Source organism: Methylobacterium terricola (genome assembly GCF_006151805.1).
In the GTDB taxonomy this organism is placed as follows: domain Bacteria; phylum Pseudomonadota; class Alphaproteobacteria; order Rhizobiales; family Beijerinckiaceae; genus Methylobacterium; species Methylobacterium terricola.
Genome location: NZ_VDDA01000007.1, coordinates 202,332 through 217,589, shown reverse-complemented (window position 1 = coordinate 217,589; position 15,258 = coordinate 202,332). Strand labels below are relative to the sequence as shown.

At 71.7% G+C, this 15,258-nt stretch carries 12 protein-coding genes; 9 read left to right on the top strand and 3 right to left on the bottom strand.

Annotated elements, in window-relative coordinates; all coding sequences use genetic code 11:
* Positions 1–25: 25 nt before the first annotated feature.
* The gene (locus FF100_RS17875) at positions 26–1,402 is read right to left on the bottom strand and encodes an MdtA/MuxA family multidrug efflux RND transporter periplasmic adaptor subunit (RefSeq protein WP_139037026.1); all 1,377 of its coding nucleotides are present in this window, start codon (positions 1,400–1,402) and stop codon (positions 26–28) included.
* A 282-nt stretch (positions 1,403–1,684) separates the two neighbouring features.
* On the opposite strand from FF100_RS17875, the gene FF100_RS17870 reads away from it, so the two are divergent.
* From FF100_RS17870 to recD2, 3 genes are all read left to right on the top strand, one after another.
* Positions 1,685–2,326 carry a DedA family protein gene (locus FF100_RS17870; RefSeq protein ID WP_139037025.1) on the top strand — a complete coding sequence of 214 codons (642 nt, stop codon included), beginning with the start codon at positions 1,685–1,687 and terminating at the stop codon, positions 2,324–2,326.
* Positions 2,327–2,438: 112 nt separating this feature from the next.
* Positions 2,439–3,287 (top strand): FkbM family methyltransferase, encoded by an 849-nt coding sequence (locus FF100_RS17865; RefSeq protein WP_139037024.1) that lies wholly within the window; start codon positions 2,439–2,441, stop codon positions 3,285–3,287.
* 261 nt (positions 3,288–3,548) lie between these two features.
* Positions 3,549–5,801 (top strand): SF1B family DNA helicase RecD2, encoded by a 2,253-nt coding sequence (gene recD2 / locus FF100_RS17860; protein WP_139037023.1) that lies wholly within the window; start codon positions 3,549–3,551, stop codon positions 5,799–5,801.
* 173 nt (positions 5,802–5,974) lie between these two features.
* Here recD2 and FF100_RS17855 read toward each other — a convergent pair whose 3' ends face one another.
* A complete protein-coding gene (locus FF100_RS17855) occupies positions 5,975–6,511 on the bottom strand; it encodes a DUF2244 domain-containing protein (protein ID WP_139037022.1) in 537 nt (178 codons plus the stop codon).
* A gap of 89 nt (positions 6,512–6,600) precedes the next feature.
* Between FF100_RS17855 and nth the strand changes: the two genes are divergently transcribed.
* From nth to FF100_RS17830, 5 genes are all read left to right on the top strand, one after another.
* Complete coding sequence (gene nth, locus FF100_RS17850; RefSeq protein ID WP_139037084.1) at positions 6,601–7,272, top strand: endonuclease III; 672 nt, start codon at positions 6,601–6,603, stop codon at positions 7,270–7,272.
* A gap of 62 nt (positions 7,273–7,334) precedes the next feature.
* Positions 7,335–7,778, top strand: a complete 444-nt coding sequence (locus FF100_RS17845; RefSeq protein ID WP_139037021.1) for a hypothetical protein — start codon at positions 7,335–7,337, stop codon at positions 7,776–7,778.
* 91 nt (positions 7,779–7,869) lie between these two features.
* Positions 7,870–9,630: an efflux RND transporter periplasmic adaptor subunit gene (locus tag FF100_RS17840; RefSeq protein WP_139037020.1), complete on the top strand. Its 1,761-nt coding sequence runs from the start codon at positions 7,870–7,872 to the stop codon at positions 9,628–9,630.
* A gap of 12 nt (positions 9,631–9,642) precedes the next feature.
* Positions 9,643–12,780 carry an efflux RND transporter permease subunit gene (locus FF100_RS17835; RefSeq protein WP_139037019.1) on the top strand — a complete coding sequence of 1,046 codons (3,138 nt, stop codon included), beginning with the start codon at positions 9,643–9,645 and terminating at the stop codon, positions 12,778–12,780.
* Positions 12,781–12,808: 28 nt separating this feature from the next.
* Positions 12,809–13,183, top strand: a complete 375-nt coding sequence (locus FF100_RS17830) for a hypothetical protein (protein ID WP_246102141.1) — start codon at positions 12,809–12,811, stop codon at positions 13,181–13,183.
* Positions 13,184–13,518: 335 nt separating this feature from the next.
* Here FF100_RS17830 and FF100_RS17825 read toward each other — a convergent pair whose 3' ends face one another.
* A complete protein-coding gene (locus tag FF100_RS17825; RefSeq protein ID WP_139037018.1) occupies positions 13,519–13,773 on the bottom strand; it encodes an acyl carrier protein in 255 nt (84 codons plus the stop codon).
* 210 nt (positions 13,774–13,983) lie between these two features.
* Between FF100_RS17825 and FF100_RS17820 the strand changes: the two genes are divergently transcribed.
* Positions 13,984–15,189, top strand: a complete 1,206-nt coding sequence (locus FF100_RS17820) for an acyltransferase family protein (protein ID WP_139037017.1) — start codon at positions 13,984–13,986, stop codon at positions 15,187–15,189.
* Positions 15,190–15,258: the final 69 nt, after the last annotated feature.

The window sequence follows — 15,258 nt, the reverse complement described above, 5'->3', positions numbered from 1 at the left end:
GTCAGGGCGGCGCGTCTCACCATGGTCAGGGGTTCTGGCTTTGCCGGCGACGATGCGGGCGCTCGCCCTCGGGACGCGATCCCTCCTGGCGCTGCCCCTCCGGCCGCGGCTGTGCCGCCCCCTCCCCGTTCGCCGGCTTCGCCTCCGCCTCCGGCCCGGCTGCCTTCTCCGGCCGCCCGCCGGTCACCCGCACCTGCGCCCCGTCCTTCAGCCGGTCGGTCCCGTCGACCACCACCCGGTCGCCGACCGCCAGCCCCTTGGTGACGACGGTGCGCACGCCGTCGCTCTCGCCGATCTCGATCGGGCGCACCGCCACCTTGTCCTCGCCCGTCAGCAGGTAGACGTAGGTGCCGGGCGTGCCGCGCAGGACCGCCGCCGCCGGTACGAGCGCCGCGTCGCGCACGGTATCGACGTCGAGGCGGGCATTGACGAACTGGTTGGGGAAGAGCCGGTCGTCCTTGTTCGGAAACAGGGCGCGCAGCTTCACTGTGCCGGTCGTCACGTCGATCTGGTTGTCGACGGTGTCGAGGGTGCCGCGGGCGATCTCGGTCGTGTCCGAGCGGTCGAAGACCCGCACCGGCAGGGTGGCGCCGGCGCGCAGGCGGTCCATCACCCGCGACAGCACGGTCTCGGGCAGGGTGAACAGCACCGAGATCGGGTGCAGTTGCGTCACGACGACGATGCCGGTCGAGGCGGCGGTGACGTAGTTGCCCTGGTCGATCTGGCGCAGGCCCACCCGCCCCTCGACCGGTGCGGTGATGCGGCCGTAGCTGATGTTGAGCTTCTGCTGGTCGATCTGGGCCTGGTCGGAGGCGACGACGCCCTCGTACTGCTTGACCGTGGCGGCTTGCGTATCGACGTTCTGCTTCGAGATCGAATCCTGCCGGTTCAGGGTCTGGTAGCGGGCGAGGTCGAGGCGGGCGTTCTGGAGCAGCGCCTGGTCGCGCAGGAGCTGGCCCTGGTACTGCGCCAGCAGCGCCTCGTAGGGGCGCACGTCGATCTGGGCCAGGAAATCGCCGGCCTTGACGGTCTGGCCCTCGCGGAAGCCGATCTGGGTCAGGTAGCCGCTCACCTGCGAGCGGATCGTCACGGTGGCGAGGGGCGTCACGGTGCCCAGCCCCGACAGCACCACCGGCATGTCACCCTTCTGGACGGCGGCGATGCCGACCGCCTGCGGCCCCTCCCCGCCCGCGCCGCGGCGCCCGCCGCGCCGGCCGCCGGCCGCGGCCTGCGGCGTCTCGGACTTCCGGAACCCGTCCGGGAGATAGGTCCGGTACGCCCAGTACCCGCCGGCAGCGAGGGCCAGCAGCAGGACGAGCCAGACCGGACCGCGGCCGCGCCGGCGCCCGGCCTGCCGCGTCTCGACCGCGTCGTCGGTCCGGATGGGAGACAATTCGTTCATCGACCTGGACAACCCGGACTTGAAGAAACCTTGAACTCGCGCCCCCGCGACGCTTCTGATGTCGTGCCGGGGGCACCGGCCGGCGCCTGCGGCACGTCGCCCCCGAAGCCCCGCCCCGGCCCATTCCGCACGGCAATGCGTCGCCAGTACGACGGCGATGTTGCCTCACGATTACTGAACGGCGCCCGAGCATCGCCCTGGAAGGGCCACGATCGCTCGCCTTATCTCCCGCCCAGAGGCGCGACACGGCGCCGCCACGCAGCGATAGTCCGCGGTACGCTCATGCACTTCCTCCACGACCTGCCGGTTGCCGACCTGATCTCGCATTACGGCTACTGGGCGATCTTCGCCGTCATCACCCTGGAGAGCGCCGGGGTGCCGATGCCGGGCGAGACCGCGCTGATCTCGGCGGCCGTCTATGCCGGTTCGACCGGCCAGCTGCGCATCGGCCTCGTGGTGCTGGCCGCGGCGCTCGCCGCGATCATCGGCGACAATCTCGGCTACTGGGCCGGCCGGCGCTGGGGCATGCCGCTGCTCCTCAAGCACGGCGGCAAGATTGCCCTCGATCATCGCCGGCTCAAGCTCGGCCAGTACCTGTTCCAGCGCCACGGCGGCAAGATCGTGTTCTTCGGCCGCTTCACCGCGATGCTGCGCGCCTACGCGGCCTTGCTCGCCGGGGTGAACCAGTTCGAGGCCCGCCGCTTCTTCCTGTTCAACGCCGCCGGCGGCATCGCCTGGGCCTCGCTGATGGGCTTCGGCGCCTATCTGTGCGGCCGCTCGATCGAGCACGTCGTCGGGCCGATCGGCCTCGGGCTCCTCGCCTTCGTGGTGTTCGGCGGCATCGCCCTGTGGCTGTTCGTGCGCCGGCACGAGGCGCGGCTGACGCTGGAGGCCGAGCAGGCGATCCCGGGCCCGCTCGCCTGAGCCGTCCATTGCCGGCCGGCCTCCCGGGTGGCATGAGGCGGGCCATACTCCCCCACCCCGCTCCGCCTCCGCGCGGGGCGGCCGCGGCCCGCCGCGGCCTCGAACCGGCCCGATGACACAGACCATCCATCCCTTCGGCACCTACGCGCCCGTCGGTCTCGTGCGCTGGATCCTCTCGCGCACCGAGCGCCTGCCCTACGAGAAGTGGGGCGCCCGGCGCCTCGCCATGATCCTGCGCCGCTCCGCCATCCGCCTGCTGCGCGGCCGGCCCCTCGACGTCGAGCGCTACGGCGCGCGGATGCGCCTGCACCCCTACAACAACAACTGCGAGAAGAAGGTGCTCTTCACCCCGCAGTTCTTCGACCCGCTCGAGCGGCAGGTGCTCCAGGACAAGATCTTGACCCGGCGGATCGGGCCGGACTGCGTCTTCCTCGACATCGGGGCGAATGTCGGCGCCTACGCGCTGTTCGTGGCGGCGCAGGCCGGCCCGGGCGCGCGGATCCTGGCGGTCGAGCCGCAGCCCGACATCTTCGACAAGCTCGCCTTCAACATCGCCCAGAACCCGTTCGGCAGCGTCAAGGCGGTCGCCTGCGCGGTGGCCGACAAAGCCGGCGAGATGACCCTGTTCGTCGATCCGCGCAACCGCGGCGAGTCGAGCCTGAAGGTGGTCGGCACCAGCGAGGGCGCGGCGATCCGGGTGCCGGCGGTCTCGCTCCTCGACCTCGTGCGCGGCGAGGGCCTGACCCGGATCGACGCGGTCAAGCTCGACGTCGAGGGCGCCGAGGACCTGATCCTCGAGCCGTTCCTGCGCCAGGCGCCGCCTTCCCTGCTGCCGCGCCTCCTCGTGATCGAGGATGGCACCGACCTGTGGCAGACCGATCTTGCCGCCCTCCTCACCCGCCACGGCTATCGCCGCATCGCCCAGACCCGGTTGAACCTGGTATTCGAGCGGGAAGGGTAGAGGGGGCGTTGCCGCGGTACCCTCTCGCCTTTTCCCGGGCCCATGCAGCGTCAGCGGAATGGGACCCGGGATCCAGCACAAGACTTCGCGACGCGTCCGTGCGTCCGCAACGGTGCAGTAGAAGGAGCCGCTTCGCGGCGAGTCCGACGTCTGGATCCCGGATCTCCTTCCGCTGACGCTTCAGTCGTCCGGGAAAGGGCGGTGCTGTCGATCCGTATCCCCTTGCGGCTCCTCCACCCCCGCCCGATCTGAAGGGCGCCGATGGCCGCCCTCGCCGCCCCTCCCCGCGCCCGCTCGCCCGACGCCCTCGCCGGGTCGATCGAGCGCGTCACCTTCCACAACGCCGAGAGCGGGTTCTGCGTCCTGAAGGTCAAGGCGCGGGGCCGGCGCGACCTCGTGGCGGTGATCGGCCACGCGCCCGCGGTGGCGGCGGGCGAGTGGGTGACCGCCACCGGCACCTGGGTCAGCGACCGCGAGCACGGCCTGCAGTTCCGCGCCGACACCCTGGCGGCGACGCCGCCGACCGGCGTCGAGGGCATCAGCCGCTACCTCGCCTCGGGCCAGATGCGCGGCATCGGCCCGGAGATGGCCAAGCGCATCGTCAAGGCGTTCGGGGCCGACACCTTCGCGGTGATCGAGGGAAGTCCTGAACGCCTGACCGAGGTCCCGGGGATAGGCCCGACCCGCGCCGCGCGGATCAGGGCGGCCTGGGCCGAGCACAAGGTGGTGCGGGAGATCATGGTGTTCCTGCACGCCCATGGCGTCGGCACCGCCCGGGCGGTGCGGATCTTCAAGACCTACGGCACCGACTCGGTCCAGGTGATGACCGAGGACCCCTATCGGCTCGCCCGCGACGTGCGCGGCATCGGCTTTCGCACGGCGGACGCCATCGCGGCAAAGCTCGGCCTGGCGCCGACCGCGCCCGAGCGCCTGCGCGCCGGCCTCGCCTTCGCGCTCCAGGCGGCGATGGATGACGGCCACTGCGCCTTGCCGGTGCCGGACCTGATCACCCGCGCCGCCGAGCTGCTGGCGGTCGATGCGAGTTTGCTCCGCACCGCCCTCGTCGAGGAGATCGGCGGCGAGTCGGTGGTGATGGACACGATCGCGGACGTGCCGCACCTGTTCCTGCGCGGCCTGCACGCGGCGGAAAGTGCCATCGCCGAGCGCCTCACCGCCCTCGACGACGCGCCCCTGCCCTGGGACGAGATCGACGCGCAGGCCGCGCTCGCGAAGGTGGAAGCCGAGACCGGCCGGCCGCTCTCGCCTTCGCAAGCCGCGGCGGCTGCGACGCTGCTCAACGCCAAGGTGGCGGTGATGACCGGCGGGCCCGGCGTCGGCAAGACCAGCACCCTCGACGCGCTGCTGCGGATGATCGACGGGGCCGGGGCCGAGGTGCTGCTCGCCGCCCCGACGGGCCGCGCCGCCAAGCGGATGAGCGAGCAGACCGGCCGCGAGGCGAAGACCATCCATCGCCTGCTCGAGATCGACCCGCGTCACGGCGGCTTCCAGCGGAACGAGCACTCGCCACTCTCCTGCGACCTGCTGGTCCTGGACGAGGCCTCGATGATCGACGTGCCGCTGATGAACGCCCTCACCCGGGCCCTGCCGCGCCACGCCGCCCTCTGGCTCGTCGGCGACGTCGACCAGCTGCCCTCGGTCGGGCCCGGCCGGGTGCTCGCCGACGTGATCGCCTCCGGCCGCGTCGCGGTGGCGCGCCTGACCGAAGTCTTTCGCCAGGCCGCCGAGAGCCGGATCGTCACGGGCGCCCACCGGATCAATGCCGGGCAGATGCCGGAAGGGGCCGACACCCCGGACGGCGACTTCTTCGTGGTCAGGATCGACGATCCCGAGATCGGGGCCGACAAGCTGGTCGAGATCGTGACGCGGCGCATCCCGCGCCGCTTCGGCCTCGATCCGGTCAAGGACGTGCAGGTGCTCTGCCCGATGACCCGCGGGGCGCTGGGGAGCCGCCACCTCAACCAGGCGCTCCAGCGGGTGCTGAACCCGAACCCGGCCGTGTCGGTCGAGCGCTTCGGCTGGATCTTCGCCCCCGGCGATCGGGTGATGGTCGGGCAGAACGATTACGACCGCGAGGTGTTCAACGGCGATCTCGGCGTGGTGCTGCGGGTCGATCCCGAGGACGGCGTGCTCACCGCTGGCTTCGACGGGCGCGAGGTCGCTTGGCCGTTCGAGGAACTGGACGCCTTGAGCCCCGCCTACGCCATCACGATCCACAAGTCGCAAGGCTCGGAATATCCGGCGGTCGTGATTCCGGTGGCGCTCCAGCACTACACGATGCTCGCCCGCAACCTGCTCTATACGGGCGTGACACGAGGCAAGCGGCTGGTGGTGCTGGTGGCGCAGACCCGGGCCGTCGCGATCGCGGTGCGGGGCGGCGCGCGGCCGCGATTCACGAAGCTGGCGGAGTGGTTGCGGAAGCCGGCGCGAAAGCGAGCCAGCAGTCCCCGGTACAGCTCTCCCCTCCCAAGCCCTTCCCCTTTCCCGGACGACTGAAGCGAAGTGGAAGGAGATCCGGGACCCAGCACAAGAACGCGCGAAGCGTCCGTGTGTCTGCAACGGTGCAACACAAGGAGCCGCTTCGCGGAACATTTCCCCTGGATCCCGGATCTCCTTCCGCTGACGCTTCAGTCGTCCGGGAAAGGGGAGGTTTTCAGGGTGTCCGGGGCTCAATACCCCTTCTTCACCTCGGCGAGCGCCCGCGTCAGCCCCTCCGCCACGCTCTGCCGCTCCGCCGGCGAGGCGTCGCGGGCGACCAGCACCCGCTGGCCGCGCGACACGAAGGCCAGCGAGAGCAGCCCGTATTCCTCGTCCTCGACCTTGTGCAGCCGGGTCCAGAGCGGGTTGAAGCGCCACTCGGCCCGCTCGCCGCGATGGCTGACCCGGGCGACCAGCACCTCGATCTGGCTGATCACCACCTCCTCGAAGGAGCGGCCGCGGCGGGCGTTGAGGGTGAGCGCGAGCCACAGGGCGGCGATGTCGAGGCCGAAGAACCCGGTGACCGGCCACATTCCCATCTGCAGGAAGGCGATGCCCGTGACGAGCGACACCGCGCCGCAGGCCACCATCACGACCCGGAAGCCGAGGCGCGACAGCGAGCAATGCGGCCGGATGGTCGCGGAGAAGACCGGGCGCTCGATCGCATCCGGATCACGCCCGTAGGGGTGCCGCGTCCTTGCGTCGTCGGGTGCCTTGCCGCTCGCCATCCGCCCCATATAAGGCGCGCATGACTCGCCGGAAGCAGGCCGCCCCCGACAAAATCACCGCACCCGTCAAGGCGGGGCTGGTGAAGCCCATGACGGCCCGGGCGGTCACGCCCGAGCCGGTCGATGCCGCGACGCTCGCCGAGATCTTCGCGCGATTGAGCGCCGCCAACCCGGAGCCGCGCTCCGACCTCGAATACCTCAACCCCTACACGCTGCTCGTCGCGGTGGTGCTCTCGGCCCAGGCGACCGACAAGAGCGTCAACCTCGCCACCGCGCCGCTATTCGCCCGCGCCGACAACCCGGCGGCGATGCTGGCGCTCGGCGAGGAGACGGTGCGGCACCACATCCGCACGATCGGCCTGTTCAACACCAAGGCCAAGAACGTCATCGCGCTCTCGCGCATCCTGATCGAGGAGCATGGCGGCGCGGTGCCGCGGGAGCGCGCGCACCTGGAGGTGCTGCCCGGCGTCGGCAAGAAGACCGCCAGCGTGGTGCTCAACGTCGCCTTCGGCGAGCCGACCATCGCGGTCGACACCCACATCTTCCGGGTCTCGAACCGCGTGCCGCTGGCGCCGGGCAGTACCACCGACAAGGTCCAGGCGGGGCTGGAGGCGATCGTGCCCGAGCCCTACCGCCTCAACGCCCATCACTGGCTGATCCTGCACGGCCGCTACGTCTGCAAGGCGAGGAAGCCCGAATGCTGGCGCTGCCCGATCGCCGATCTGTGCCGGTACCCGGACAAGACGGTGGGGCCGGGGTGAGGCCCCGATCGATCCGCGACACCCCGGCTTTCCTCCCGGGCCAAATCTGCTACCCTGATGGCATGACCCTGCCCCGTCCCTTCGCGCGCCTCATGGCCGTGGTGATCGTGATGATCGCCGCGTGCATCGGTGCGCCGCTGGTCGGGGTGTCGTCGGCCCAAGCCCATCAGGGTCATGGCCATCAGGGTCACGCGCATCAGAGCCACGCCCGTCACGAGCAGTCCGTTCAGGCGCCCGCCGCGACGCTGACGCCGGTCGAGGCGCGCTCGGTTGCGGAAGGCCGGCGCCTGACCGTCGCGAGTGCGGACGAGGCGCGCGACGCCCGGCCCTGCAACGGCCTGTGCTGCCTGATGGGCGCCTCGTGCTGCGTGCCCGGCCTGCTGCCGGACGGGCTGGCGGCGTTCCTGAGCCTGCCGCCGTCCCGGCGCTTCGCGGCGGCCGAGGATGCGCTGCCCGCCGGCATCGTGCCGGATTCCCCCGCGAGACCCCCCAGACCCTTCGCCTGACGCACAGCGTCCCGCGCCGGCGCGCCGCCCTGACGGGTGGGCGTCCCCGCGGGCGCACGATCCCGTCCGCTCGCGAAGGTTTCCTCCCCCGATGGTCCCGTTCCGGTCGACGGCCGCGCCGCGTGCGCGGGCCGTTGCGCTCGCCCTGCTGGCGCTGCCGTTCCTCGCCACCCTCGCCTCCGCCCATGAGGGCCACGACCACGGCGCCCCGCCCCCGCCGGTCTCGAAGACCATCGCGCCGCGCGGCGAGGCGGCGTCGGCCGCCTTCGAGCTGGTGGCGATCCCCGGCGGCGACGCGCTGGTGCTCTACCTCGACCGCTTTGCCACCGGCGAGCCGATCACCGACGCCCTTCTGGAGGTCGAGACGCCGGCCGGGCCCGCCACGGCGCACCCGGCCCCGGACGGCAGCTACCGCCTCCCCGCCCCTTGGCTCGCGACGCGCGATCCGAAGGACGACCACCTCGACCTCGTCGTCACGGTGACGGCCAGCGGCGACCTCGACGTGCTGCCGCTGACGGTGGCGCTGCCGAGGGCCGCCGATCCCGCCCGGTCCGGACACGCGGCGGAGCGCCAGGACGGTCACTGGCTGCACCGGCTCACCGAGGGGCTGAGCGAGCGGCTCTCCGCCCGCGATCCCGGTGCCGGCCTCGCCGCGGCCGGGGGCTTCGTGCTCGGCCTCGCCGCCATGGGGCTGATGCGGGCCGGGCGCCGGGCGCCGGTGCTGGCCGTGCTGGTGCTCGCCGCAACCCTGGTCCTCGGCGCCACCGCCTTCGCGCATGACGCGCAGAGAGGGTCGGTGGATCACCCGGAGGTCCGCGCCGCCTTCGTGCCCAAGCCTACGGATCTCGCCGCCGACCTCGCCCAGCGGCTCGCCGACGGGGCGGTGTTCGTGCCCAAGCCCACCCAGCGCCTGCTCTCCCTGCGCACGCAGGTGGTGGCGGAGGGCGCGTTCCGCCGCACCGTGTCGCTGCCGGGGCGCATCATCCCGGACCCGAATGCCAGCGGCGTGGTGCAATCCTCCGTCGGCGGCCGGCTGGCGCCGCCGCCGTCCGGCACCTTCCCGCGCCTCGGCACGAGGGTGCGCCCGGGCGAGGCGCTGGCCCTCGTCACCCCGCCGGTGCAGAGGGTGGACCTGTCCGACATGCGCCAGCGGCAAGGCGAGCTCGACCAGCAGATCGCCATCGTGCAGCGTCGGGTCGACCGCTACCAGAAGCTCAGCCCCAGCGGTGCGGTCTCGCAGGTGCAGCTCGACGAGGCGCAGGACGAGCTCAAGGGCCTCAAGGACCGCCGCACCGCCCTCGACCGCCTCCGCCAGGAGCCCGAGGTGCTGACCGCCCCGGTCGGCGGCGTGATCGCCGAGGCCGCGGCCGTGGCGGGCCAGATGGCCGCGCCGGGCCAGATGGTGTTCCAGATCGTCGACCCCGACAGGCTCTGGGTCGAGGGCTTGAGCTTCGACGCCCTGATGCCGGCTTCCGATGCCACCGCGCGCCTCGCCGACGGGCGCAGCCTGCCGCTGGCTTACCAGGGCGCGGGGCTGGCCGACCGCAACCAGGCGATTCCGGTGCAGTTCGCGATCCAGGGCGGCACGGAAGGCCTGCGCGTCGGCCAGTTCGTCACCGTGCTGGCCGCGACCGATGCCGAGCAGCGCGGCCTCGCCCTGCCGCGGGCGAGCGTGGTGCGCAGTGCCAACGGCCAGGACGTGGTCTACGCCCACATTGCCGCCGAGCGCTACGAGGCGAAGCCGGTGCGGGTCGCGCCCCTCGACGGCGCCCGGGTGCTGGTCGAGGCTGGGGTCGAGCCCGGCACCCGCGTGGTGGTCCAGGGCGCCGAGCTCCTGGACCAGGTCCGGTAGCGAGGCGCCCCGATGTTCTCCGTCCTGGTCACGCAATCGCTGCGCAACCGCCTGCTCGTCCTGGCGCTCGCCCTCGTGCTGGTGCTCTACGGGGCTTTCAGCCTGACGCGGCTCCCGGTCGACGTCTTTCCCGACCTCAACCGCCCGACCGTCACCATCATGACCGAGGCCGAGGGCTACGCGCCCCCGGAGGTCGAGCAGATGGTGACCTATCCGATCGAGACCCGGCTCAACGGCCTGCCGGGCGTGACCCGGATCCGCTCGGTCTCGGGCGTCGGCCTGTCCGTCGTCTACGTCGAGTTCGCCTGGGGCACCGACATCTACCGCAACCGCCAGCAGGTCGCCGAGCGCCTGAGCCTGGTCCAGGACCAGCTGCCGCGCGGGGTGACGCCCCAGATGGGCCCGGTCTCCTCGATCATGGGCCAGGTGCTGCTGATCGCGGTCACCGGCGAGAACCTGTCGCCGATGGCGCTGCGCGAGACCGCCGATTTCGTGCTCCGGCCGCGGCTCCTCACGGTGCCGGGCGTGGCGCAGGTGATCCCGATCGGCGGCGAGGTGCGGCAGTTCCGCGTCGCCCCGAACCCGGCGGCGATGCGGGCGCTGGGCGTCACCAACGCCCAGCTCGATGCGGCCCTGCAGCAATTCGGCACCAATGCCGGCGGCGGCTTCACCGACCAGTATTCGCGCGAGTACCTGATCCGGAACATCGCCCGTACGATGAGCCTGGAGGATCTGCGCGATCTCGTGGTGGGGGCCGCCAGCAATGCCCCGGTGCGCCTGCGGCAGGTGGCGGAGGTGTCCTTCGCGGCCAAGGCCAAGCGCGGCGAGGGCGGCTACCAGGGCAAGCCGGCGGTGATCGTCTCGGTCGAGAAGCAGCCGGACGTCGATACGGTGGCGCTGACCCGCTCGATCGAGGCGGCGCTCAAGGACATCGCGCCCTCGCTCCCCGCCGGCATCTCCGCCGACAGGATCCTGTTCCGCCAGGCCGACTTCATCGAGACCTCGATCGCCAATGTCGAGCGGGTGCTGGTCGAGGCGATCCTGGTGGTCGCCGTGGTGCTGTTCGCGTTCCTGCTCAACCTCCGCACCACCCTGATCTCGCTGACGGCGATTCCGGTCTCGATCCTGACGACGGCGCTGGTGTTCCATCTGCTCGGGCTGTCGATCAACACCATGACCCTCGGCGGCCTCGCCATCGCGATCGGCGAGCTCGTCGACGACGCGGTGGTCGACGTCGAGAACATCTTCCGCCGCCTGCGCGAGAACCGCGCCGCCGGCAACCCGCGTTCGGTCTTCGACGTGGTGGTGTCGGCCTCGAACGAGGTGCGGTCGGGCATCGTCTACGCCACCGCGATCATCGTGCTGGTCTTCGTGCCGCTCTTTGCCCTCTCGGGCATCGAGGGGCGGCTGTTCGCGCCGCTGGGGCAGGCCTACATCGTGTCGATCCTGGCGAGCCTCGTCGTCTCGATCACCCTGACGCCGGTCCTCGCCGCCTGGCTCCTGCCGGGCATGAAGAGCCTGGAGGCGCACGAGAGCCGCGTCATCCGTGGGCTGAAGGCGGTCAATGCCGCCGCGCTCCGGGTGGCGTTCCGCCGCCAGGGCCTGCTCGTCGGCACCGTCGCAGCCCTCGTCGCGGCGGCGGGCATCGCGGCGTCGCAACTGCCGCGGGCCTTCCTGCCGCCGTTCAACGAGGGCTCGTTCACCGTCACCATGGCCTTCACCCCGGGCATCTCTCTCCCTGAGAGCAGCCGGGTCGGCGCGATCGCCGAGCGCCTGCTGATGGAGATTCCGGAGGTCGCGGCGGTCGGCCGGCGCACCGGCCGGGCCGAGCTCGACGAGCATGCCGAGGGCGTCCATTCCTCCGACCTCGAAGTGGCGCTCAAGGGCGGCGGCCGGTCGAAGGCCGAGCTGGTCGCCGAGATCCGTCGGCGCCTCGCGGCGCTGCCGGTCTCGGTCAATGTCGGCCAGCCGATCTCGCACCGGCTCGACCATATGCTGTCCGGCGTCAGGGCCGAGATCGCGCTCAAGATCTTCGGCGAGGATCTCGATTCCTTGCGCCGGGTGGCGGCCTCGCTCCAGGAGCGGATGCGGGCGATCCCCGGCCTCGCCGACCTCCAGGTCGAGAAGCAGACCCGGATCCCGCAGCTCGAGATCCGGGTCGATTACGGACGGGCGGCGCTCTACGGGGTGCAGCCGGCGGCGCTCGTCGAGCAGATCGGTCGGCTCTCCAACGGGCGCCTCGTCTCGACGGTGGTCGACGGCTATCGCCGCTTCGACGTGGTGTTGCGGCTGCCCGAGGCGCAGCGCACCACCACGGGTCTCGGCGACCTCCTGGTCGAGACGCCGTCGGGCTGGGTGCCGGCGCGCCAGCTCGCCGATATCCGCGAGACCGACGGCCCGAACCAGATCCTGCGCGAGAACGGCCGGCGCCGCATCGTCGTGATGGCGAACACCAACGGGGAGGCCGACATGGCGGCGATCGTCGCCGGCATCCGTCAGGCGGTGACGGCCGAGACCCTGCCGTCCGGCGTGTTCACCCGCCTGGAGGGCACGTTCCAGGCGCAGGAGGAGGCCAGCCGCACCATCGGGGCGCTCTCCCTCGTCTCGCTCGGGTTGATCTTCGCGCTGCTCGCCAGCCGCTACCGCTCGGGGGCGCTGGCGCTCATCATCATGGGCAGCGTGCCGCTCTCCCTCGTCGGCTCGGTGGCGGCCCTGTGGCTTGCCGGGCAGCCGCTCTCCGTCGCCTCGATGATCGGCTTCATCACGCTCACCGGCATCGCGGCCCGCAACGGCATCCTCAAGGTCAGCCACGTCCTGAACCTGGCGCTCGACGAGGGCGTGCCGTTCGGGCCGGACCTCGTGGTGCGCGCCAGCCTGGAGCGGCTGACCCCGGTGCTGATGACCGCGCTCTCGGCCGGCGTCGCCCTGGTGCCGCTGCTCTACGATGCCGCGAGTCCCGGCAAGGAGATCCTGCACCCGGTCGCGGTGACGATCTTCGGCGGCCTCGTCAGCGCCACCCTCCTCGACGCGGTGCTGACGCCGGTGCTGATCCTGCGCTTCGGCCGCCGCCCGCTGGAGCGCCTGGCGGCGGCGCGCGACGCCGCGCGGGCCGGGGCCCCCGCTGCGCCCGCGCCCGCGGACGCGTTCTGATCCTCCCTCAAACCACCCGGAGACCCCGATGCTTCAGCGCCTCCTCACCGCCGGCACCCTGGCGATCGCCCTGCCGTTCTGCGCCCACCAGGCCTGCGCCCACGAGGGCACCGGGGAGAAGGGCGGGCGCCTCGCCGATGCCGGTCCCTACCATATCGAGCTCGTGACCAGGGACCGCCGGGTCGAGGTCTGGGTCTACGACGCCCAGGAGAAGCCGGTCTCCCCGGCCGGCTTCAAGGGCACGGCGATCCTGGTCGTCGGCGGCAAGCCCGCCCGGATCGTCCTGGCGCCCGCGGAGGCGCGGCTCGCCGGCGAGGCCGCGGTGGCGCTCGGCACGAACCCGAAGGGCGTGGTACAGATCACCGGGCCGGACGGCGCGGCGGCGAGCGGGAAGTTCAACTGAGCGGGCGCGCAGCGCCTGTCCGCCCTGGATCCGGACACGACACCCTCCCGGGTCCGCGTCACGGCCCCTCGGCGGACGGGGCAGGCGTCATGCCCGTTGCCCAGATCCGTCGCGCCAGTTCGCGTCGATGCGAGGGCCAACGCGACCGAAGGCCCCGCGGAGAGCGACGCCGTCCTGGAGCCACGCAGCCGAACGGGGGCTCCACGCCCAACAGCGATGCAGGGACGGCGCTCCGACCTCGTCCGGTGCGGAAACTATGCTTGGCTCCCGGTTCCGCTGCGCGGTTCCGGGAATACGAGAGAGAATTGAGGCCCGGTCGATAAAATCGACCGACCTTACGCCGCCTTCTGGACCATCTGCCCCGACACGAAGGCCCGGATGTTGCGCATGGTCGAGAACGCGTCGCGGTTGAGCAGGTGTTCCGGAAACTCGATCTCGAAATGCTCTTCCAGGTCCATCATCACCTGGACGGCGCCGAACGAGTCGAGGCCGTTGTCGAAGAGGCAGTCATCGTCCGAGAGCTGGTCGATGGTGCGGGCGAGGGTGCCGTGGCGCGCCAGAATCGTGCGGATTGCCTCAGCATAAGCCATCGATCGCCCTCAATCTAGTTGCTGCATCCTAGGCAGTTACACGGCAGAAATCAAACTCATTCCGGCGGGCTGGTGAATCGTCTCGTACCATCCGGGCCGCCCCGCCGGTCTTGGCCCGCCCGGCATCAATCCTGCGCTGCCGCGCCGAACGGGCGGCCCGGCATCCCCGGACCGGACAGGGTTGTGCGAGAACGGCACGGGTGGCGGACGATGAACAGGCGCGACGGGAAAGACCGGTTCGAGGTATTGGATGCCGGGCGCGGCATCTGCGCATTGACGGTGGCGTTCTTCCACATGCCGCTCGCCCACCCGTTGCTGCAGCAGTCGTGGTTCCCGAACCTGCAATTCTGCGTCGACATCTTCTTCGTGCTGTCGGGCTTCGTATTGCTGCACGCCTATGGCGACCGGCTGGCGACCGGCCGGCAGGTGTTCCGCTTCGGCCTGATGCGGTTCGGCCGGCTCTGGCCCCTGCACGCCGCGACGCTCGCCCTCCTCATCCTGCTCGAGCTGGTGCGCTACGCCTACCTGTCGCGCCATGCCGGCACGCCGGTCGCGACGCCGCCCTTCGGCGCCGGCCACCGGCCGATCGAGATCGTCACCCACATCCTGTTCCTGCACAATTTCCGCACCTTCGGCGATTACAGCTGGAACTTCCCGTCCTGGAGCGTCGCGGTCGAGTTCTGGGCCTCGCTGGGGCTGGCCCTCACGGTGATGATCGCCGGCCCGCGGGCCCGCCTCGTCTTTGCGACCTTGGCGGCGACCTTGGCGCTGGCGCTGTGGTGGGTGAGCCCGCGCACGCTATTCGTGATCCAGAACTGGGGCATCGTGCGCTGCCTGTTCGACTTGTTCGTGGGCTGCCTCGCCTATACCCTGCGCGACGCCCTGCGGCTGCCGCGGGCCGCCGCGACGGTGGCGGAGGCCGCGGCCGCCTTCGCCGTGGTGGCGGTGGTGGCGCTGATGCCGCAGGGGATCGAGGCCTGCGCGGCGAGCCTGGCCTTCGGGATCGCGATCGCGCTGTTCTCGCACGGGCGGGGTGCCCTGTCGGACCTCGCCCGCGCCCGGCCGGCCCAGAGCCTCGGCCTGTGGTCGTTCTCGATCTACCTGCTGCACCTGCCGGTGATCCAGGCCTTCACCACCGCGATGCATGCCGTCGAGCTGCGCACCGGCCTGCCGCACACGGTGATCCTCGGCCACGACCGCTACCTCGATTTCGGGTCCGGCGCCGCCAACCTGGCGGTCGCCGCCCTGCTGGTCGCCGTCACCGTGCCGCTCGCCGCCCTCACCTGCCGCCTCGTCGAGCGCCCGTCCCTCGCCTGGTTCCGTCGCAACGACGCCCGGCTGGCAGCGGCGATCGCGGATCCGGCGGCGGAGCGGGCGCGCGTCGCGGCCGGCGGCGCGGCGCTGGTTCCGCGCTGACGCGGAGGCGCCCGCCGGCCTGTCCCGGTTTGGGATGACCCGGCGGCCGAAACGGCTGGCGGATCGGTA